Annotated in this window: 18 protein-coding genes and 1 pseudogene; 7 read left to right on the top strand and 12 right to left on the bottom strand. The window is 58.7% G+C overall.

The annotated features are described in order from the left end of the window. Nucleotides 1-120: 120 nt before the first annotated feature. Together ACOZKU_RS24175 and ACOZKU_RS24170 are read right to left on the bottom strand one after the other, a co-directional pair. Nucleotides 121-318 (bottom strand): hypothetical protein, encoded by a 198-nt coding sequence (locus ACOZKU_RS24175; RefSeq protein WP_421581015.1) that lies wholly within the window; start codon nt 316-318, stop codon nt 121-123. 135 nt (nt 319-453) lie between these two features. After that, the gene (locus ACOZKU_RS24170; protein WP_421581014.1) at nt 454-1,296 is read right to left on the bottom strand and encodes a DUF1206 domain-containing protein; all 843 of its coding nucleotides are present in this window, start codon (nt 1,294-1,296) and stop codon (nt 454-456) included. Between the two features lie 94 nt (nt 1,297-1,390). Between ACOZKU_RS24170 and ACOZKU_RS24165 the strand changes: the two genes are divergently transcribed. Both ACOZKU_RS24165 and ACOZKU_RS24160 read left to right on the top strand, forming a co-directional pair. Beyond that, nucleotides 1,391-2,461 (top strand): SDR family NAD(P)-dependent oxidoreductase, encoded by a 1,071-nt coding sequence (locus ACOZKU_RS24165; RefSeq protein ID WP_421581013.1) that lies wholly within the window; start codon nt 1,391-1,393, stop codon nt 2,459-2,461. Between the two features lie 33 nt (nt 2,462-2,494). Further along, on the top strand, nt 2,495-2,887 hold the full coding sequence (locus tag ACOZKU_RS24160; RefSeq protein ID WP_421581012.1) for a YybH family protein: 393 nt from the start codon (nt 2,495-2,497) through the stop codon (nt 2,885-2,887). Nucleotides 2,888-2,979: 92 nt separating this feature from the next. Here ACOZKU_RS24160 and ACOZKU_RS24155 read toward each other — a convergent pair whose 3' ends face one another. The 6 genes and pseudogenes from ACOZKU_RS24155 to ACOZKU_RS24130 all read right to left on the bottom strand — a co-directional run bounded on the left by ACOZKU_RS24155 (nt 2,980) and on the right by ACOZKU_RS24130 (nt 8,050). Then, nucleotides 2,980-4,260 (bottom strand): GGDEF domain-containing protein, encoded by a 1,281-nt coding sequence (locus ACOZKU_RS24155; RefSeq protein ID WP_421581011.1) that lies wholly within the window; start codon nt 4,258-4,260, stop codon nt 2,980-2,982. Between the two features lie 426 nt (nt 4,261-4,686). Continuing rightward, nucleotides 4,687-5,730, bottom strand: a complete 1,044-nt coding sequence (locus ACOZKU_RS24150) for a sensor histidine kinase (protein ID WP_421581010.1) — start codon at nt 5,728-5,730, stop codon at nt 4,687-4,689. Nucleotides 5,731-5,810: 80 nt separating this feature from the next. Next, entirely contained in the window at nt 5,811-6,164 is a 354-nt protein-coding gene (locus ACOZKU_RS24145; RefSeq protein WP_421581050.1) for a response regulator transcription factor, read from the bottom strand. A gap of 192 nt (nt 6,165-6,356) precedes the next feature. Further along, a pseudogene (locus tag ACOZKU_RS24140) lies at nt 6,357-7,055 on the bottom strand (AAC(3) family N-acetyltransferase); the annotation flags it as partial. 150 nt (nt 7,056-7,205) lie between these two features. After that, a complete protein-coding gene (locus ACOZKU_RS24135) occupies nt 7,206-7,505 on the bottom strand; it encodes a DUF982 domain-containing protein (protein ID WP_421581009.1) in 300 nt (99 codons plus the stop codon). Between the two features lie 71 nt (nt 7,506-7,576). Next, the gene (locus tag ACOZKU_RS24130) at nt 7,577-8,050 is read right to left on the bottom strand and encodes an Hsp20 family protein (protein WP_421581008.1); all 474 of its coding nucleotides are present in this window, start codon (nt 8,048-8,050) and stop codon (nt 7,577-7,579) included. Nucleotides 8,051-8,786: 736 nt separating this feature from the next. On the opposite strand from ACOZKU_RS24130, the gene ACOZKU_RS24125 reads away from it, so the two are divergent. Continuing rightward, nucleotides 8,787-9,131 (top strand): hypothetical protein, encoded by a 345-nt coding sequence (locus ACOZKU_RS24125; RefSeq protein WP_421581007.1) that lies wholly within the window; start codon nt 8,787-8,789, stop codon nt 9,129-9,131. 1,746 nt (nt 9,132-10,877) lie between these two features. Here ACOZKU_RS24125 and ACOZKU_RS24120 read toward each other — a convergent pair. Then, the gene (locus ACOZKU_RS24120; protein WP_421581006.1) at nt 10,878-11,093 is read right to left on the bottom strand and encodes a hypothetical protein; all 216 of its coding nucleotides are present in this window, start codon (nt 11,091-11,093) and stop codon (nt 10,878-10,880) included. A gap of 914 nt (nt 11,094-12,007) precedes the next feature. On the opposite strand from ACOZKU_RS24120, the gene ACOZKU_RS24115 reads away from it, so the two are divergent. Continuing rightward, the gene (locus tag ACOZKU_RS24115) at nt 12,008-12,304 is read left to right on the top strand and encodes a hypothetical protein (protein WP_421581005.1); all 297 of its coding nucleotides are present in this window, start codon (nt 12,008-12,010) and stop codon (nt 12,302-12,304) included. Between the two features lie 81 nt (nt 12,305-12,385). On the opposite strand, the gene ACOZKU_RS24110 is transcribed toward ACOZKU_RS24115, so the two are convergent. Then, nucleotides 12,386-12,742: a hypothetical protein gene (locus tag ACOZKU_RS24110; protein WP_421581004.1), complete on the bottom strand. Its 357-nt coding sequence runs from the start codon at nt 12,740-12,742 to the stop codon at nt 12,386-12,388. A 305-nt stretch (nt 12,743-13,047) separates the two neighbouring features. On the opposite strand from ACOZKU_RS24110, the gene ACOZKU_RS24105 reads away from it, so the two are divergent. Together ACOZKU_RS24105 and ACOZKU_RS24100 are read left to right on the top strand one after the other, a co-directional pair. Continuing rightward, on the top strand, nt 13,048-13,512 hold the full coding sequence (locus tag ACOZKU_RS24105) for a Mu transposase domain-containing protein (RefSeq protein ID WP_421581003.1): 465 nt from the start codon (nt 13,048-13,050) through the stop codon (nt 13,510-13,512). Nucleotides 13,513-13,748: 236 nt separating this feature from the next. After that, nucleotides 13,749-15,767: a methyl-accepting chemotaxis protein gene (locus tag ACOZKU_RS24100; protein ID WP_421581002.1), complete on the top strand. Its 2,019-nt coding sequence runs from the start codon at nt 13,749-13,751 to the stop codon at nt 15,765-15,767. Between the two features lie 1,242 nt (nt 15,768-17,009). Here ACOZKU_RS24100 and ACOZKU_RS24095 read toward each other — a convergent pair. Next, nucleotides 17,010-17,234 (bottom strand): hypothetical protein, encoded by a 225-nt coding sequence (locus ACOZKU_RS24095; protein WP_421581001.1) that lies wholly within the window; start codon nt 17,232-17,234, stop codon nt 17,010-17,012. A 203-nt stretch (nt 17,235-17,437) separates the two neighbouring features. Here ACOZKU_RS24095 and ACOZKU_RS24090 point away from each other — a divergent pair, with 203 nt between their 5' ends. Continuing rightward, nucleotides 17,438-17,596: a hypothetical protein gene (locus ACOZKU_RS24090; protein ID WP_421581000.1), complete on the top strand. Its 159-nt coding sequence runs from the start codon at nt 17,438-17,440 to the stop codon at nt 17,594-17,596. Nucleotides 17,597-17,898: 302 nt separating this feature from the next. On the opposite strand, the gene ACOZKU_RS24085 is transcribed toward ACOZKU_RS24090, so the two are convergent. Next, the gene (locus tag ACOZKU_RS24085) at nt 17,899-19,722 is read right to left on the bottom strand and encodes an ABC transporter ATP-binding protein/permease (RefSeq protein WP_421580999.1); all 1,824 of its coding nucleotides are present in this window, start codon (nt 19,720-19,722) and stop codon (nt 17,899-17,901) included. Between the last annotated feature and the right edge of the window lie 296 nt (nt 19,723-20,018).

Below are 20,018 nucleotides of genomic sequence, written 5' to 3'. Positions count from 1 at the left end.
GCGGAAATGAAGATTACCGTGTACATAGCACCGGGAGGTCTCGGCAACTTTGTGAGTTTCCGCTGTGCGGCCAGAGCCGTCGCTCACGTCTAGACACGCTGTCGATATGAATTTCCCTCTCTAGCCGGAGTCCGAAGGATCATCGTGCGAAATGGCGTATTTTTCGGTTTGCCAAAAGCTGGCGATCGAAGGTGGGTTTTCAGATGAGGACTTGCGACCCTCTTCGAATTGACCGGGTCGGTGCCTGGTTCGACCTAAGCCGAAGATCTGGATCAAAAGGGCGGCGACGAAATTGCCGGTGGAAGCGAGGCTGGTCATATGACGGCCACCGGCGTTGGTCTCTATCAACAGCTGCGCACACGCGCTCCGTATGCTGCGTAGGGGGCCAGTTGAAGAGTGGAACGATCACCATCAATCTCGGCGTCTGAAGGGTCATCGTGCTGGCGCGGGCAATCAGTCGATCTTGAGTAGCTCGCTCGATCCGCCTGAGGAGTTCTGGGCTCTGAATCCGGTGTTCGGCGCACGCACGATGCGATACCTCGCCTCCACCAGATTGTAGATGCCGAAAGAAGCCAGGCCAAGGGCGACCACCGAATACAGGGTACCCCCAAACGGCAATCCTCGAATCCAGTTCAGTGCGTCAACCATGCCTCCCGCTTGTTCCGGTGCGACGCTGACAGCAGCATAGATCAAGAAGCACCCCGCAATCACGAACAGGACGCCCCTGGAGGCGAGGCCGTAGACGCAGGCAATTCTCAGCGGTTTGCGACCGCAGGCCGCCTCATCGAGATATCGCTCATATTTTCGAAGGACGCCTTTTGCGATGGTGACAGAGCCGCCGATTACGAAGCTGATTCCAATCACGCCCGCAAGGTAGCGCCCGAAAGGTTGCGCCATCACCCATTCCGCCAAACCCCGCTGGCCATCGGTATTTCCCTGGGACCCAAGACCGAGTGCGTGATCAACCGCATAGTAGGCGAGGCCGGAATAGGCAATCGCGCTTCCAAACATGGCGACCCGGATCGCCGTGCCTTTCAGATCACTGTGCTGGTTGTCGGCATTCAAGATGGACTGTGCGAGCCGCCAGACGACGAAACCCATTAGCCCCAACGCGATTAGGCCAACCCAAATCCTCCCGAAAGGCTGCCCGAGCAGCGCGTCCAAAGCAGACTTTGTGTCCGATTTTCCGCTGGAGAGCCCGGAAAAAAGGGCGAGGCCGCCAACAAGGAAAAACACTGCGGCCCGGGCCGCATATCCAGCCCTGGCTATCCATTGAAATTCTGTTGCGGACTGCATGCGTAACCCGTTTCCATGTGGCGTGTTGGCCTCAAACGGGTAAGCCGATGACAGGTTCCCGCTGCTTCAACGCTCTCATCAGGCATCATCACCGGTGGCGATATTCGCTGGTCGGCAAGGCGATCCGAATGCACGATCGGGAGGATCTGCCATCGTCGTCGGAGATGAACGCGATTATCCGGAGGGGCCGATGTGCGCGGTCCGAGACCGCGAAGCGATCGACCCGCCTGCAGGAACCTTTTCCGATCCGAAGCGGTTGAGCCGGGCATGGGTCGTGAGGTTAGCGATGTCGGATAGAAAATTATCGTTCGATCTATCGGGCAAGGTCGCCGTCGTAACCGGTGCGGCGCGAGGGATCGGTCGCGCGGCGGCATCAGCGCTTGCGGCAGCCGGAGCCGATATCGCCGGCATCGACATTGCCGGACCAATCAGCATCACGCTGAATTATGCGCCGGCCAGCGAGGCAGACCTCTCCGAGACCGGACGTGTGGTTGAAGCGCTCGGCCGCCGCTGGATGGCGTGTAAGGCGGACCAGCGAGATTTGGGCGCGTTGTGCGAGGCAGCCGCACGCATCGAGGGAGAACTCGGCGGGATTGATATTCTCTTCGCCAATGCCGGCATCCAGGCGTTCAAGCCAATCCTCGACATGGATAACGCCGACTGGCACGACCAGATCGACGTCAATCTTACGGGATCCGCGAACGCCATCAGGGCGTTCGGCCCGGCGATGGTCAGGCGTGGCGGCGGGCGCATGATCCTCACCTCGTCCACGCAAGGCCAGCACGGCACCAAGAGCGGCGCGGCCTATTCGGCGTCGAAATGGGGCGTCATCGGCTTGATGAAGTCCGCCGCCATGGATCTTGGCGAGTACGGCATTTCCGTCAATGCACTGATCCCCGGCCTGATCGATACCGTGCTGACCCGTCATGAAGATCGATATGCCCAGGCGATCGATGTGGCAGGTGGCCAACCGACCGGCGATGAGACGAAGGACGAAGACACGGCCCTGGAGGGCTTGGCGAAGAAGTCGCCGCTCGGCATTCCGATGATCCAGCCCGAGGACGTGGCCCCGATGGTGGTTTTTCTCGCGTCGGATGAGGCGCGTATGGCATCCGGCGGAACCTATTCCGTCACAGCGGGTGATAGCGCGAACATGCAAAGCTGAGACGCTCCCGTGCCTTGAAAACAGGAGACGACGATGGATTTCAAGACCTTTATGCAACAGCGGGATCGGGCAGCCTTGGCCTATTGTCAGGGAGACGGCCGGCCTGTGAATGCGCTTTCGACGCGTTCTGATCCAGCGTCTTTCTTCGGACCAGACGGCAGCGTCCTGCAGGGAGCTGAAAAGATCAAATCGGCTTACACCGACGGCGCGTCGATGTTTGGCGCGCGTGGCACCAGCCGGCTTGAAATCCTGCAATGTGAAGCGGACGGAAACATCGGCTACTGGTGCGGTGTGCAGCATGCCGAAGCTGAAATCGACGGCAGACAGGTATCCATGACGCTTCGCATCACCGAACTTTTCCGCCGGGAGCATGGGGATTGGAAGCTCGTCCATCGTCACGCCGACATGGCGAAGAAAGGCGCGTGACCGTCATTCCGGAGAATGGCGAACACGGAAGCACCCGGTACCGCAAGCGAGGCCCGCAAGCCGCCACGTACGTTTTGACCGGCCTCCGCGCCCTAACCTGATTTAGCCGGCGGCACATAGAACAATGCTTGATTGCGGCCCTTTCCCTTCGCGATATAGAGCGCTTCATCGGCTTGCCTTTGCAAAGCCTCGAAGGATACCGCCTCGGTGCCTCGCTTGAGAACCGCAAGCCCGATGCTGACGGTGACATACGCGCCGACCGATGATCTCGGGTTGGGCAACGCCGCGGTCTCCACGCGGCTTCGAATGCGCTCGGCCACCAGCTTTGCATCCTGCTCATCGGCGTCAGGCAGAAGAACGAGAAATTCCTCACCGCCGTAACGCGCGACCTGATCGCGATCGTCGCGCAAGCTGCTTTGGATGATGCCGGCGACCTTCACGAGACACCGGTCACCTTCGGCGTGGCCAAGACTGTCGTTGAGTTGTTTGAAGTGGTCGATATCGCACATCAGGATCGCGGCCCCTTCCGTTTTCCCTATTCCGTCGCCCCATACCCGTTTGAGTGTTTCCACCATCCAGCGGCGGTTAGCGATGCCGGTAAGAGGGTCCGTCCTCGCGAGCAATTCCAGGCGTGCATTGGCATCCGTCAGTTCTGCGAGACGAGCACGATCCCGCAACTCAAGGAGAAAGGTCTTGTGCGCCAGAATGTTCGCGGTGCGCCGTGCCACCACGGTCGCAGCGATCCCGCTTGCAAAAAACAGCGCGCCGGCGATGGCGTTTCCGGGCGCGATATCCTGATTTTGCAGTTGAAAGACAAGATACAAGCCGATCGCCAAGACCGCGATCGAGATCGACCATTCGATCGGAATGGGAAAGATGATGATCGCCGTCACGGCGACGAAAAGCATGATCGTGAGGTGACGTTCATAATATTCGCCTCCGGAGTTGACGCCAACCAGAGCAACCGACAGCAGGATTAGAAACACGCCCACATGGACCGCAATGCTCTCGAACCACAGGGGGCGTGGTCGTAAAAATGCAATTGTGCTTGCAAGGGCGGCAGGCGGCAAGATGGAGGCCGGCTCCAGCATGGCCTTCACGATATCCGGCGGCAGTAGGACAGCATTCACCGCCAGGGTGACGATATCGAGCACGATCACCCATAGCATCCAGGCGCGAATGATTTTCGAGGTCTGTGGCCACGATCGGGCGCGAAAGAGCCGAGCGAGTTCGCCGCTGAGACGAATGTGGCGCGTCCGGCCCGCGAGAAGCCGGTCGACCTCGCGGACGACCTCCGGCGCAACACGTTGGAGGGCCGCCCGCACGTCAAGGTCACCGGGGCTGGAAGCAGTTGATTCTCGATGAGTGTCCATGTTCCCGGAACTAGAGGCTGACATGGCGATGGCAAGAATAAATAGTCGGAAGAACCTAGGCGAGCGCTCCTCGCTTAATGAGCCGGTACAATGGTGTGTAACCGTGTCCCGGTTCGGCACACAATTCAGGCTGCCGCCGTTCGCACTGTCGTAAAGGTCATAATGCGACCGGTCCACGACGACGACCAATTCTCTTCTACGAGGCCGCGGGTTCGATTTCCTCGTCGAGAGGCGGTGGCAGCAGCTGACCAACTTCAACGAGCAACTCGCGGCATAAGCCTGTGCCCGTGCAATATTTAGGAGTCATCGTCGCCAGCGATGATGAGCGCTGCATGCCACGTCCGCGCGGGCCTCCAGGCTGGTCGCCGGGCTGATCGAGGTGGTTTCAAAGAGGCCCTGTGTGCACGCGCTGAACGTAACGCACCATCAGCCTTTGGGACCTTGTTGTTCTGAGAGATCATTCCGGAGCTGTAGTTTGGCAAGCTGCAGCTCCGCGACGAGAACCATGCCGTTTGGTTGATAGGAGACGTTGGCCTCGCCGTAAGCGGCTAGGCTGGAAGTGATCAGACGGGATCCGAATCCCGTGCGCTCGCATGGTGTTTGCTGTATTGGCGGGCCGCCGATCTCCCGCCACGAAGCAACCAGTACTTCGGACACATCGCGACGTTCGATACTCCATTCGACGTGAATCCGTCCGTCGGCAACCGATAAGGCCCCGTATTTCGCAGCATTTGTCAAAAGCTCATGGAAAACCATCGAGAGCGACAGGGCGGCTTGCGGCCCCAATTCGACGTCAGGCCCTGCGAATGCAATTCTGCCGCTTCCATCCAGACCAAGGTTCCTGCTGGCGGCCTCAACGAGGTTTGAAAGCGTCGAGCCCGTCCAATTTCTCTGAAGCAGGATCTCATGGGCACCTGCATAAGCCGTGATCCGCGACAGCAGCTTTTCAGAAGCATCGTGCAACGAGGTTGCGTTCCGCAAAGATTGCATGACAATCGCCTGGATCACCGACAGCGTATTTTTCATACGGTGACTGAGCTCGCGCATGAGGAGGCGTTCTCGGTCTGCGCGTTCACGCTCTTCGGTCCGGTCGCGAAGAATCTTTATGAAGCCAATGATGATGTCGTCCGGAGCACGTAACGCCATCATTTCGCCTGAAGCCCAGAAAGTCGTGCCGTCCGCTCGCAGATGCCATCGCTCGTCACTTCCCCGGCCGCTTCGCATGGCGGCGGCCATTTCTTCTTGAAGGACACCGCTTTTCCGATCGCCCTCGGTGAAAAACACCGCAGCATGCTTGCCGAGCATATCTTCTTCGGCCCAGCCCAGGATCTGATGTGCGCCTTCATTCCAGCTGGTGATAACGCCCTCGAGGTCGATCGATATGATCGCATAATCGATAGCACTTTGAACGATAGCCTCAAGAAAGCGTTCTTTTGAGGACGCGCCTTCCGCCCCGATTTTTATTTTCATCGGCCAATTCCCATAACGGCTTATGCTGACGTTATGGCACAATTGACGGCTTGTTTTAACCTCGGAATAGAACAACGCTTCTACCGGTCCGCCATCGCACTCAGTCGGTCAACGATCATGGTAAAGCTATAGGGCTTGGAGATAAATTCGGCTCGTGACGGCAACGTAATGTCGTCGGATGTCAGTCGACCGGATGTGACTATGATCCCAGCATTTGGACAGCGTTCAGCCATTGCGTGCGCGACGTCTACACCCGTCAAATCTCCCGGCATTTGAATGTCTGTGAATAGGAAATCGAGCGTATGTTGATCGATGATCTCCAGCGCGACCTCGCCATCGCTGGCCTCGAAGACTTCAAAGCCAGCGTCATGCAACGCATCGACAATTGTCAGTCGGATCAGCGTGTCATCCTCGACCACGAGTACCTTGTACATGGAACGTCCCTTATCGTTGCTGAGCAAACCCAGATCAGGGGGTAACGTTCCGCGTCGAGAAGACCAATTCGGATATACGAGCGATCCTAGAGGGCCGCGCGCGGCTATCGTAGGCACACGCGGCAGGGCGTCGGAAAGCGATCGTGCTGTTGATCCACGGACGCTTTCGGCGACTCTGCGCAGCACCGCTAAAAAATGTCGTTCAAGATAGTCCACGCGAAGACATGATGTCCCGAGTGTCGAACAGGTAGCACTGAGCCCAACCAACGATACCGTCGCGCCTAGTTCCAGTAGGCGCTTGCGATCGCCTCGACTGCGTTGGCTCCGCCTTCGATAGCGAAACAGTCGAGAATGCGGTTGGAATCAAAATCCGACGCTGTCTTCCAGACGACCGCGCCGTCACGCCCGGTCATCGGCATCTCTTAGGTAACGCGGCGCTTGCTGGGCGTTTTGGCAATCGCTTCGGCATAGTGCAGCACCGTAACGGAATGCCTCCCAGCAGCGGGACCTTGCTACTTAGATGGGTAAACCGCTCAAGGAGCGATCCTTCACCCAGGACGTGACCGAGCGCATGAGGCGTCGTCGATACCTCAGCCAGCGACCCCCACCGCGACCATCAATCATCCGAGTGCGGGCTGCGCCGGGCGTCGGAGCCCGGACAGGAAACCGTTCGAGCAGACCGGATCCGCGATACGTCCCGGCGGTTGTGGGATCGAACGGCGGTCAGGCGCGGCGGGCTTTCGTCGTGCAAGCAAGCGCCAGGGTTTCCTTCATGTGGGACCGGTCCTACGACGCACTATGCCGTCATCATGGTGCCAGTTGCCCTACTGCCACGCGCAACGCGGCAATAACGGCTTCCGCCCCACGCTCGGCGGCGCCGATTGCCTTCAACTCATCCCGCGACCCGGTTGTCTGCGATATCCACGGTCCTGCCACTCAACCGCCGGCTTGTCGATCGACACGGCCTCCCAGGTTGCGGATCATCACTGCGGCGTCGCGCAATGCGGCGCGAGGCGGCTCGGCGTCGATCATCCGGCCGCCTCACGCAATGTGAGGATCCCGGTCGCGCCGTGAACGGGCTGCAACAACAATGCCATTGTCGGGCGCCAGCAGATCGTGCCTTTCTGCGAAGGCGGTAAAGAGCCCGCGCACGGTCTCCGCGTCGACCTCGCCGCGCAGGGCCGCCTTGCAGGCATTAAGGGCGATCGAATGCGCGGCGCCCCTTGAAGGGGACCGCCATTCAACGAGATGCCGGTAGGCTTCGGTGACGGAACGAACCTGTATTGGGAAACCAAGACCAATGAGAATGGAAACGGGTTCTTTGAACATATCGGGTTTCATCACGCGCTCCTTTCCAACCCGGAACGTCGACGGGCGCCGTCGTGCCGGCGCCCGCTATCACTGACATGTCTTTATGCGGCTCTCTGCGCCTCGATCTGCGCCGGAGCGGCCGTCCCTACAAGGCTCGGGGTCGTCTCGATGGAGATTTTCCGCGGTTTCATCTCCTCGGGAATTTCCCGAACCAGGTCGATCGACAGCAGCCCGTCGTTCAGGTCCGCGCCCTCTACCCTGACATGATCGGCGAGTTCGAAACGGTGCTCGAAGGGCCGGGCGGCAATGCCGCGATGCAGATAGCCTTCGGCAGGCGTCTCCTGCCTTTTACCGATTACTGTCAGGAGATTGGACTGAAACGTGATGTCCAGGTCGCCATGAGCGAAGCCGGCGACAGCGATCGAGATCCGGTATGCGTTGTCACCCGTCTTGACGATATCGTAGGGCGGCCAGTCGCTGATGGAGCGGGCACGCTGCGCATTTTCCAGGAGATTGAAGACCCGGTCGAAGCCGACGCTCGACCGGAAGAGCGGTGCATAATCATAGGATGCCATAGCCATATCCTCCTTGAAGCAACATGGGTACGGAGCACCGAAAGACGGCGCTCCCAGCAAGACCAGCCCTGTTCAGCGGCTGGCAGCAAACGATTTCGTTCTGGAAAATCTCGGTTTCAAGAGCCGCGTCGCAAAATGTTGGTCGGTTCAGGGCTATGGAGGATGGCACGTGCTTTTATTCCGCGCGCGCTCGAGCGTCCGAACGCCCTTGGGAGAGGTAATCCATCGGTATCACCTGTGCCGGTCGGCAATGGGGTGCCTCCCGCGCAGTACCAATGATCATTTTGAAGGAGCGATCACTGAGGGACGGCGTAGGCACTCTCGCTCACGGCTGGCTTCAGCGGCTGCAGTAGCCCTTGAACACGTCGACGGCGTCGCGCCGGACATCCCTGTCGACAGCGGTGCTGCCGTCTGTCCACTGTCCATCAGCGCCTTCAGTTCTGCTGAGGTCTTCTGGTGAGCGTAGATCATTGGCTGTGTGAAGGCCTCGATCGTCGGGGAGTGTCCAGAGGTTAATTGGCGGCGGTAGTCTCGGCTTCCACCAAGCCAGCCTAAAGTCCTACGGCCTTCGAACAGAGGTCCCATACACGGCGGAAACGGTGGCGGCCATGGGGGGAGCCATGGGGCAGCAAGCGGCAAATCCTCGCCCGGAAAGGCAGGAGAGAAGGGTAAGTCCTCGCAAAAAGGGCACCGTGGAAAGGCCGATAGCACCAAGACGAGGGCTGCGAAATCTTCGGTGACCGATGACCTGGCGAAAACGCCGGGGTTGCGGTCTCTCAACCGCAACTTCCACGCCTATCTCAATTCGAAGGATCCGCGCATGACGGCGGTCGCCGCCTATGCTCTCGCCTACGCCGAGTTCGAAGCGGCAAATGGTGTTGGTACAATCTCGACCGATCCCGAGCTGAGTGATGAGGCCTTACGCGACGCGCTCGCCGGTTTCACCAAAGACGGCGTCGTGACGGATGCGACGCTCGATGAGGCAAAGTCCATACTGGGCGTTGGTGCCGCAGTCGGAAAGATTGATCAGATTCGCGAAGCGCGTCTGTCCGACGAGACCGATTCGGAAATGGCCGAGTAACGACTACGCAGCAACCGCGGGCTTATAGTCGCCGCTGTTTTCTAGAGGGGAGCAAGCGAATACGGGCAAATACTGTAGAACGGGCGATGCAGGAGGGCCGGGTCGGTTTTTCGCTACAAACCATATGGTCTGTTCACAGGGAAGCTGACGCTCTCTATGCGGACTGCCTTGCGCGTAATGTCCGTACCGACGGTTTTGTGGTCACGTCCGAAGACCTTTTCGAAAATCCAGCGGCGGTCGAAAACACCGCAGCCTTCGACCCGGCATCTGCTTCTTCTCGCCTTTGAATGGGTTGCGCTCCATACCACTGGCAATCTCGGTTATAGCGTATCGGCGTCGATGCCGATTGAACGTGATCGGCATGCCGCTCTAGGGATCCTAAATGCAAAAAAAGGGATGGCGGGCCGCCTGTTCTCGGATTGAAGTTTGACCGCGCCGAATTCCGGATCGTCGTCATTAGGGAATTCTGCGACACCGTTAGAGGCCTCTGCTATGGCATAGACCCCGGATGGATTCGGCGCGGGTTACGCGACGTGCGAGATCGTCTTCGCGCTTCCTTGATATTGTGATCTGTGCTGCAATACTAGCGGGCAAATCTCTCATGGGCAGTTGTAAAAGCTCCGGCGAAAAGCACCGGTTCTTCGAACGGGTGCTGGCGCCGAGAGGGTTTAAAGGACTAAGCGCCCTCGCAGATGAACTGGTTGTGCGTAAGCGGGGAACTCGCAAAATAGGTGTAAACTTTCATTACTCATTAATTAGAATTGTACGAAGCCGTCTTTGTGGTACCGTTATGGTTGTGACACTGGTCAACTCTTGAGGGGGAAATCATGAGTAAGAAAGTCGCACAGGCCACCAATCCTGTTCTGAACAAGACGGCAGCGGGTGAAAGCTAAATCACACAGATGCTTCGTCAGCTGGCAGCACAGGCCCGTGAACGGGATGTCGAACTGACGTACTTTATCGAGATGGCGATGATTTGTTCAGCCCAGCTCGACAGAAAAGAGGCCGCAGGTGGGTTGGGCCGGACTACGGCCGCGCTCTTGTCTTAGAGCGGTCACTCTTTTCGCCGTCCGAGTTTTTCACCTCGCGTGAAGTCGTTCCGTTGCTGTCCAAGACTCGCAACAGCGCGATGTGGTCCCGAACGGCTTGCAGCCCTTGACGCGGAGATTTTCCTTGGTGGAGAGCGACGCGCGCCACGCCCATGGATAAACGAAGCTCGGCCTCGTGCTTAGTGCGGTGCGGCATAAGGGAAATTGCCTCGCTAGTGATATGGTAAGGTTCCCTTACTCGTTAGGGGAAGTCAACCCGTGAAATCCACCTATACTTTCTTGTATCCGGCTCAACCGGTGGGGATAAAAACGACCGCCTCGTCGGCGGCTTCGGAAATGCCTCGTGTGACAAGTGAACTACGGCTCGCGTTACTCAGAGATTGCCAAATCTGAGCGACGGCTAGCGGCGAGAGTATCCAAAAGGCCTCGTCGGCCGCATAGCTGGCCCAGTAAGGCTCATCGCTCGCCTCGAGGTCTGCGCCGGTCCTCCAGCGGACGGTATCTCGCCGCGGTTGCTTCGCGCGGCAATAGGCGTGCCGTTACGCGGCGCGGAGGCGGCGACGCAAATCACCGGCGCCGACCGAAAACGCCTCGCGGAGATCCGGGTAGCCGTTATCAGTCATCTTTCCCACACAAACAAAGCACCCCGCCCGAAGGCGGGGCAAAGTTAAGACCAATGCAGCAAAGAAAAATGCGTCTACCGCTCTTTCGGTTCCCTAGGCTTCTCGGAACTCGCCTGAGCGAGGCGCAGAGCACGCAACGCCAGGGTCTTTTGGTGCCGCGCTCGTCGCTCTGCCTCAATCATCGCTTCGACGACCTTCTTCGTTTCGTTGAGGTCGCCCCAAAGCGAGCCGGCACGGCGGCGCATTTGTGTTCCGTGCTGAATCGGCTCATCGGAACTTTCGCTGTTCATTTTTCCCTCCGCTGGATGTCCAGGAGCGACGGGAGATAGGGCGACCGTCCAGACGGACAACCCATGATGGCGACGAAACACGCCGCTCATTCGATATCAGGCAACGCGCACAGCTACGCGGAAGGTCAACGCATGGAGTTCGGCTGCCAGCGCTACGCCGGCTTGTGCAGGAGAATCGCGCGAATGGCGGCGGAAGTCTTCCGCACTGACCGCTTGATCACGGGGGAGGGCGCGCTAACTCCGTTTATGGAAACAGCCTCTCCGTTTCCAACACGAGGGCGCGCGGTTGCTGGAGCAGCTGCGCGCCTTTCCATCTGAACGCGTGCTTACCATTGAAGGCCTTATTGTAAACCTCCCGCGACAGGAGAGGTGTGTCATACGGGTCGACAAACGAAAGGCCGCACAGTGATGAGCGGCCTTTCGTGCGGTCGAGGGCGCGGCAGGAGGGAACACGACGACCTCAAACCGGCCGCTCACCCTTTGTTCCTCCAGTTTCCCACCATCCACATTCCGGAATAGATTACCGCGCTGGCCGGGAGGGCAATGAAGATTGCTTGCCGGCCAAGGCGGTTCATGACACTTGATCCTTCCGGCCCACCCCATCTGCGGGTTCCGGCGGCTAGAAACTCATGTAATCGGCGATCGAGCGTCGGAGGTGCATTGGACGCGGATAAGGACCCAATATTCCGCGCCGATTGACATTTCAGTTGTATATGAGACGACGCTGGGAAAGTGAGGCTCGCGTCCCTAGAGGCACGCCGACGATGAATCCGATGATCAAACCGCGTAGTGCCGCGTCCAATGCTTATTACGACATTGCTCAGGGGCGGGCATGACGCCTAGGCATGGAGAGAGCTGGTTGAGAATGAGCTTGCACGGTATGAACGCGCTGGTCTCATATACGAAGGCGTGCGATGCGTATTCTCCTCGTTCTTGGTTCCCTGATCCTGGGGAGCGTTGCCGGCGTCTATCTATTCTCGGCGATCTGGCAAAATACGGCTCCTGAGAGCACGATGGCCATAGCCGTCGGAGGCGGCACGCCGGTTGTCTTCGGCGTTTTGACATATCTCTGGTCAAGGACAACTGATGGCGATGGGCCGAGCCTCGGCAGGGCGCGGACCTGGTTAGCCATTCTGGGTATTGCGTTAGCGTCAGCTGGGCTCTTCGTCTTGTTGATCGTGGCTGCAGCCGTGGTAGCGCAGCGGGGCTGATGCTTTTCGCAGGCCTCGGAACGGCGCACCAATGACAGCCAAGGACCGCTCGGTTCACACGCCTCAGCCACATCCCTTGATCTAAGGCAGCTCTAAGTGCCTTATGAGAACGACTGGGAGATCGGCTGTTATTTTTGCCACGGCGGCCGCGTCCATAACCATCGCGCCCTCCGACCAGATATCGTATTCCATTTCGATGCGCATGCCATTTCGCTCGAGCACGGCCCACGAATGATCGAGGCCACCGCCCATGTCGAGATGCCAGCCCTTGTCTCTCAAAGCGAATACCACCGTTCGCCACAGATCGGCGGGTATCTGAAGTCTACGGATTTGCTCGTGCACCGAGATTCGCTCAAGGACGTGGAAACGGAAGTCGAATTCGACATGTAGACGAAAAGCCTCGTCAATTTCGAGGCATTCTAATTGCCATTCGGCCATGCCGATAAGTTATTCCACTCGAGCGGGCGCGATCAAGCGTCATAGCAACATGCCCGTAGTGAGGACATGCACGACCGTCTGGGAGGACTGCGTGATCGGCAAAGAACAATGATGACGTGAAAGGACAGGTCGAGAACCAGTTCGGCCCCGTGCGGAACGCTTCTTCGCAGGTCTCAGGACCAAAAGCCTGGGAAAACTAATGTCTGGCTACTGGATAAATGCATTGCCTATGCCAAGGCTCATACCCATCCAGAACAGACGGGACAGACGACCTGGCAGAGTTCGAACCCGACCGAGGCAGCCTCGTGTACTATGTGGAGTCGTTCGATGGCTTCCATTGCGTGCCAGCGCCAATATCCAAAGCCTGCATCATCCGCCTCGACACCAACAAATACTCGGTTCTATCGACGGCCGTTGGCCGCCCTGTCGACGTTGAAGGCAGCCGTCGAAAACAATGCGCATCAGTAGCCGGTATGCTGGCGGCTTCAGAAGTCGCGCACATCCTGAATAATAGGGTTTACCTGTGTTTCTCCTCATCGCCAAACCTTCGCGAAACAGGATGTATCCGGCCGGTTCGGGAGATTGAAGCACTCCAGTCGATTGGTGATCATAAATTTACGCCCTTACGCAAATCCTTGTCACTGTATTTATGCAACTTTCAGGCGATCGGCGTTTTCAGCTATTCAAGAAAAAAACAAGCAAAGTTCCCTAAAATCTCCATCCTTCGATCAGATTACTGGGATAGAAAGAAAAAATACACCACAAGTTGAGTTAAACCAGAAATAGGTTGAAAATAAGAAATCAATCACAAGATTTTCGATGCCACCAAGAGAGAAAAATCTGGACGAAATCGGCACTTTAGCGATTCAATAAGCATTCTATACTATTCCTGCAGTCTCTCCGGCTATGACGCTGGATATCGCACTTAGGTGCGGCATGGCTTCTTGACGCCAGAAATGAGTTCGAGCGCCAGAACAGCGTATGCCCACGGCAGGACACATCCATTATGAGAATCAAGAGCCAATTCATCGTCCTGGCTTCGGTCACGGGGATAACAATTGCTGGTCTCGTCGGCAGCCTTTGGAGCTACGCCGGCGCTGCGGGCGACGTTACGAACGCCTACGATCAGAAGTACAAGTCGTATCTCCTCGCCGACAACTTCCGCCAGTCCTCCGATGACCTGACCCGTCTGGTGCGCACCTATGCGCAAACGGGAGACTCGTCGTTCAAGGAACAGTACAATGCCGTGATTGAGATCCGGAACGGTACGCGGCCGCGACCGAAGGACTATCACCGCATCTATTGGGACTTCGTTGCGGGTGGCGAAGCCAAACCCCGCCCCGACGGCGCTGCCATTTCCATGCAAGACCTCATGAAGCGGGCCGGTTTCACGGATGAGGAATTTGCGCTCCTGGACGAGGCGGGCAAGCGCTCCGACGCGCTGGTCAAGATCGAGACCGAGGCGATGACCCTCGTCGACAACGCCGCCACGCTCGGGCCGGAGGCCAGGGAAAAGGCCTCGACCATGCTCAATTCGCCCGAGTACCACACGTTCAAAGCCGGGATCATGAAGCCGGTCGACGCCTTCTTCGTAAAGCTCGACCAACGCACGCAGGGCGCCATCGATGAAGCGAATGCGCGCGCGGCATTTTTCTGGATGCTCACCATCGCCGCCATGTCGATGCTCGCGTTGATGCTCGCCATTGTCGGCTACGTCACATTCAAGCGCATCATCGGCGGCATGGACAAGCTGCGCCGTTCGATGGGCGACGTGGCGGACGGCCAGCTCGACACCGAGATCGGCCTTGCGAAAAAGGATGACGAAATCGGCGACATGGGCAAGGCGCTGGAAGTCTTCCGCCAGGGCGCCATTGCCAATCGGCGGCTGGAACAGGAGGCGGCGGAGAACCGCAAACGCGCGGAAGCCGAGCGCATCATGCTGCAGGAACAGGCGGAATCCGACGCCGCCGAGCGCCTTCGCGTCGCAACGTCGGGCCTTGCCGCCGGCCTGAAGCGCCTTGCCTCCGGCGACCTCGCCTTCCAGATCAACGAGACCTTCGCACCGGATTTCGAGGCGCTGCGCCATGACTTCAACCAGTCCGTCGCGCAGCTCGGCACGACGCTTTCGGAAATCTCGGACTCGATTTCGACGCTCGACACCGGAACGCGGGAAATCGCGGCCGGGACGGACGATCTTTCCAAGCGCACCGAACAGCAGGCGGCCTCGCTGGAGGAAACCGCAGCGGCGCTCGACGAGATCACCGTCAATGTCGCCAATTCCAGCAAACGCACGGATGAAGCCAAGAGTGTGGCGAGCCAGGCCAACCGGTCGGCCGCGGAATCCGCCCAGGTGGTTTCCCACGCGGAAGAGGCCATGCGCAAGATCGAGGAAAGCTCCCAGCAGATTTCCAACATCATTGGCGTGATCGACGAGATTGCCTTCCAGACCAATCTCCTGGCGCTCAATGCCGGTGTCGAGGCAGCGCGTGCGGGTGAAGCCGGCAAGGGTTTCGCCGTTGTCGCACAGGAAGTGCGTGAGCTCGCCCAGCGTTCGGCTCAGGCCGCCAAGGAGATCAAGGGGCTTATTCACAACTCGTCTTCGGAAGTCGAAAACGGCGTGAAGCTGGTCCGCGATGCCGGCTCGGCCCTCAAGACGATCAGTGGCTTCATCGTCGAGATCAATGCCCATATGGAGTCGATCGCGACCTCTGCAAAGGAGCAGTCCGTCGGTCTGGCGGAGGTGAACACCGCCGTCAACTCCATGGACCAAACGACGCAGCAGAACGCGGCGATGGTGGAACAGTCGAACGCCGCCTCCAACACGCTCGCCAATGAGGCCGTGCGGCTGCGTGACCTCGTTGTGCGCTTCCGACTGGCCGGCGCAAGCCCGACCGCATCGGCTCGCCCCGCCCGCGGCACGGAGTCGGCGTATGCGTCGCCTGCCCGCGCCCTTAAGCAAAAGGTCGGTACGGCCTTCTCCGGCAATACGGCGCTTGCCGCAAAGACCGACTGGCAAGAGTTCTAAGCCGTTCGGCGCCTTAGAAGTAAGCCCATCCGTCCAGGCACGGGTGGGCTAGTTCATGGTCCAAGAATTTCTTGGTATCCTGTAGGCGATGGTGCTCGACCGACACGCTGGTGAGACCGAAATGGGCCTACTGAGATCGCCGTCGTTTTCACTATGCATTGTGTAGTGAACCAAGGTCAGAGAAGATCAGTTCGCTTAGATCGGCGACGATATCTTCATTCCCCGTGGACCGATAGAGCCGTTTGGACAGGGCTTGGTGGTCAAACCTGACGAGGCGGTTCTGGCGAACGCCGTGCCCGGTACCGCTGCAGTCGTGAAGGTTGAGGTTTCGTCTTTGCCGTTCCTTCCTGATGCTCCGCAGGCCTGGCCGACCCGAATACGCCGGCTAGGCCGTCCCTCTGAACTGGCTAGGATCGGCTGGAACCTATGACCAGGAAGCTGAAGTGAGCGACAAGGCGACGAGCGCTACCGCGAGGGGCCCGGCAGTGACGAGCACCATGATCTCCTCCCTGGCGGGATCGAGCCAGAGATTACGATGAGGTCTTATGCGGATGGATGCGGGCTTTTCATCTCTCATCCGCTCCAAACTGGAGCAGCGCGTCTGAGGTTCAATTCCTCTTGCTGAAGCGACGTTAACGACGCCTCTCGCCGGTCTCAGATTGAAACACACGCGGAGTAGGGGTGTCTGTAGCTGCAATCCAACTGTCGCCAGCCGGTAGGGCAGCACGACGGGCAAGGTTTTGACCCGTGAAGGCCATAAGGGGAGTGAGAGGATGCTGGGTCCTAACGCCGAAAGGGATCCACGGGCCCGAAACCGGCCGAAACCTTCACCAAGTAGTGCTCGGAAGCGAGTGGTAGTCTTGCTTCATTCTCCCGGCGGGAGAGCACCAGACAGCCCGCCCAGTCTCTCACCTCAGGTAGAGTTATTCCCTACAGTTGCTTTGAAACTCGACACTCCTGCGGTGGCCGATATCATCCCGCCTTGACGCGGAGAAGATGCCGGGCGAAGGGCGCCGTCAAGAAGATATCGCAGCGAAATTAGTGAGGTGGCCGAAAGTGTTGCGTCGGAAAATGATGGCTTTCAGGTCGCCCCTCGCGAGCCGGTACGGCGGCGCGCCTTTGCTCCGTGATTAACAGGCTCATCGGAAGTTTCGCTGTTCATTTTACCCTCCGTGAGGTTTGCGCGATTAACTGGAGCTAGGGCAATCGTCCAACGGGCAGCCCTGGAGCGGCGCGCGCGGTCTAGGCGTTACCGCTGTCGCGCCCGTAGTGCGCTCTTGCCGTTTTCTCAAGCAGCGGCTTATCAGTGGTCGCATTGAAAGTACCACCGGGGTACGCGTCGAGTAGATACTTTGCGAAGGCTTCGCGCGCATCCGGGTCGCGGCTAAACCATGGCCGCGAGGTAATTTCATCGAAAACGTCACGCATGTCTGCAAGTTCTGACGGCCCGAAAACTCCCGCGCTCATCTTACTCTCCGTCTGCGCTTCCCTGTGCCTACTGATAGGGAACCTCCGACGAAAATAGGAGTTTGCGAACGGCTTCGCAACAAAGCATGCCCAAAGTGACGTTGGTGTGAACCATTCTGATCAACGATCCGTAGGAATCACGCTTTGACAGAAAACCCGCCTGGAAGGGACGGAGGCGCAGAGGAATGAAGTACGAGAGTGGAATGCAGGTCATCTATGACGTCTTGAAGAAGGGTGTCTTTGTCGAATTCCGAGGGCGCTCGCATTACCTCGAAGGTCCATTCCAGAACCAGCGCGACGCGGTGCAGGCGGCTGAGGAACACTGCCGAAGGCTAGGCTGGCAAGACAGGCAGGAAACGTAGGATCGTGTCCAAACGAAAGGCCGCACAGCGACGAGCGGCCTTTCATGCGGTCGAGGGGCGCCAGGAGGGTTACATGACGACCGCGCCAATCAAACCGGCCAGACTGTCCTTTGTTCCTCCGGGCTCGTGACCACGCCATCAACATGCCGAAGTATGCCGCCGCCATTCGACAGGCTTGAGACATGTGCCCCACTCTTCTTAAGGGTCGCATTCATGATGCAACTGAGCGCGTCCGCAGCGCCTCCTTCGTGCGACGAATTGGTTATAAAATATCAGGCGGTGTGATTGTTAGGCGCAATTCTTCAGGGGTCGGTTTTGGTGTCCACGAGACGCTGGCGCCACGCTGCAATCGACATGGTTGTCGCCACACCGTTGTCGATAGACAGAACGCTGCCGAAGAACTCCTCACCGCTTTCCGATAGGATCGACGCCACGTCGTGCATGACGGCGATTACGGTCGCCCTTGGGCAATGGTCCTTGATCGCTTGGTGGAACGCCTGGACCGCCTGGCCGTCGAGCGCGCTCGTGGCTTCATCGAGGAACAGGAGACCGGGCTGAAGGAGGAGGATCCTGGCAAGGACGAGCTTCTGCTTCTCGCCACCGGATAGAAGGTGATCCCATTTCTGGCCGTCGCGTCCTTCATTCGAAAGGTCCTGCGCGAATTCTCCGAGCCCAGCTTTGTCCAGGGCCGCGGCGACGCTGGCGTCGGAATGCTCGTCTGCGGACTCCGGCAGGCAGACGAGGTCCTTCAGCGGGACGGCCTGAAGTTTGACGTCCTGCGCGGCGTATAGGCTTGGCACCTTCTCCGGCATCATGATCGTGCCACGGCCATGCGCCCAAAGCCCGTTTACCGCCTTGAGAAGCGAGGTCTTGCCGCTGCCGGAATCGCCGACCATCAGCGTCCATTCGGCCGGGAGGAACCGCAGGTTTTCGGCGGTCAGGAAGGGTTGGCGTTCCTGCGCGTGCAGGAGTTCGAGCGAATTCACGGCGAGGCCGCTTGCGGCCGGCTGCGTCGTGTACCGGAACTCCGAAGGCCCTGATCGCGCGTAGAATTCCTGCGGTTTCTGTACGCTATCAATCGCGGCCGCGAGCTCTGTGATGCGCCGGGCATTGGCCCTCAGTGTCGCGATATCGGGCATGACATGGATGAACCAGGAACACTCGTTGATGAGGGCGGTCGCCAGTTCCGCGCCGGTCACGTAGTTCTGCAGGCTGATCCTGTTGTCAACATACGGCAGAAGGCCGGGCGCGTAGGCGACGATGCGCGAGCCTAGGAAATTATGCACCAGTTCGAAGCCCATATAGCTGGCCGTCACCCGGTTGAGGCTGGCCCAGGTGTTGTCGATCTCCTTGTATCGACGTGTATTGACGTCTTTCTGAACCTTCTCACCCCCGAGGACGGCGATGTGGAAGCTACGGTGCAGCAGGACGTTGAATTCCGTCCGGTAGCTGCCCTCGGCTCCCAGCATTCGCACCGAAAGATGCTGGAGCATGCCGCCGAGTTTTGCTGCGATATAGGTGTTGAGTGGCACATAGATCGCGATTGCCAGGAATGTCAGGCATGCCGTCCCGTAGCTTCCAAGGAATCCAAGCCCCCGCACGGGGCTCGACGTCTCGATAAGCTTGCTTCCGACGAAGACAAGCGACAGGATGACCCCGGCGATACCCATGGCAAGCCCGATCGCACCGCCCGTCATGCCCTTGATCGATTCCTGCACCCGCTGATCGATATTGTCCGGCGGCGCCACGACCGAGCCGGCGCCATCGCATCCGCTTTGCTGCAGATGGAAATGCGTGTGATTGCTATCAAGCAGGGCCTGGTTGAAGCGCTTGTCGAGCCAATCGCGCCATTTTCGGTGAAGTGTCGTGGAAAGGAAGTGGCGAACCGCCGTGAAGCCGGCATCCCGTACGATCGCGATCGCGGCGAGCGTCGCCGCAGTGGCCAGCAGCGCCGAAGGTGTCGTCGGCGCCGTTGGATGATGGAAGTAGGCGATCTTGTTGATGAGTTCGCCGGACGTCAGGGCGAACCAGACGCTGGCTTGCGCCGACAGGCCGGTGAGCAGCAGAATGGCGAATGTCAGGATCCAGGCCTCCCGCCAGCGCTCTGAGAGCCAATAGGCCCACATCAAGCCCCAGAAGCTACTGAGAGATGAAACAGGGCTAAGCCGACGCCGGCGTTTTCGCCGAGGCATCCTGTTTATCAGTCCAGCCATCCAACGCGTGCGGCTCAGCGCCGAGCTTACCCTAGTCATCTCCTTGAGTTGGAGCGATTTTTGCGCTTGTCAATTCAAGCGCGACGCACGGCTTTGGCGACACGCATCTGGGAAAGCGATGGGTTATCGGCAATACGAGAGCGCGGAGTTTTTTTTCCGTGAAACCTTTAGCTAGCGGATGCGACTTAGGTTTGGCGCCGGCCTTGGAA

Origin of the sequence: Shinella sp. M31, assembly GCF_049199205.1 — a bacterium.
Lineage (GTDB): Bacteria > Pseudomonadota > Alphaproteobacteria > Rhizobiales > Rhizobiaceae > Shinella.
This window is presented reverse-complemented; position numbering and strand designations above follow the sequence as displayed.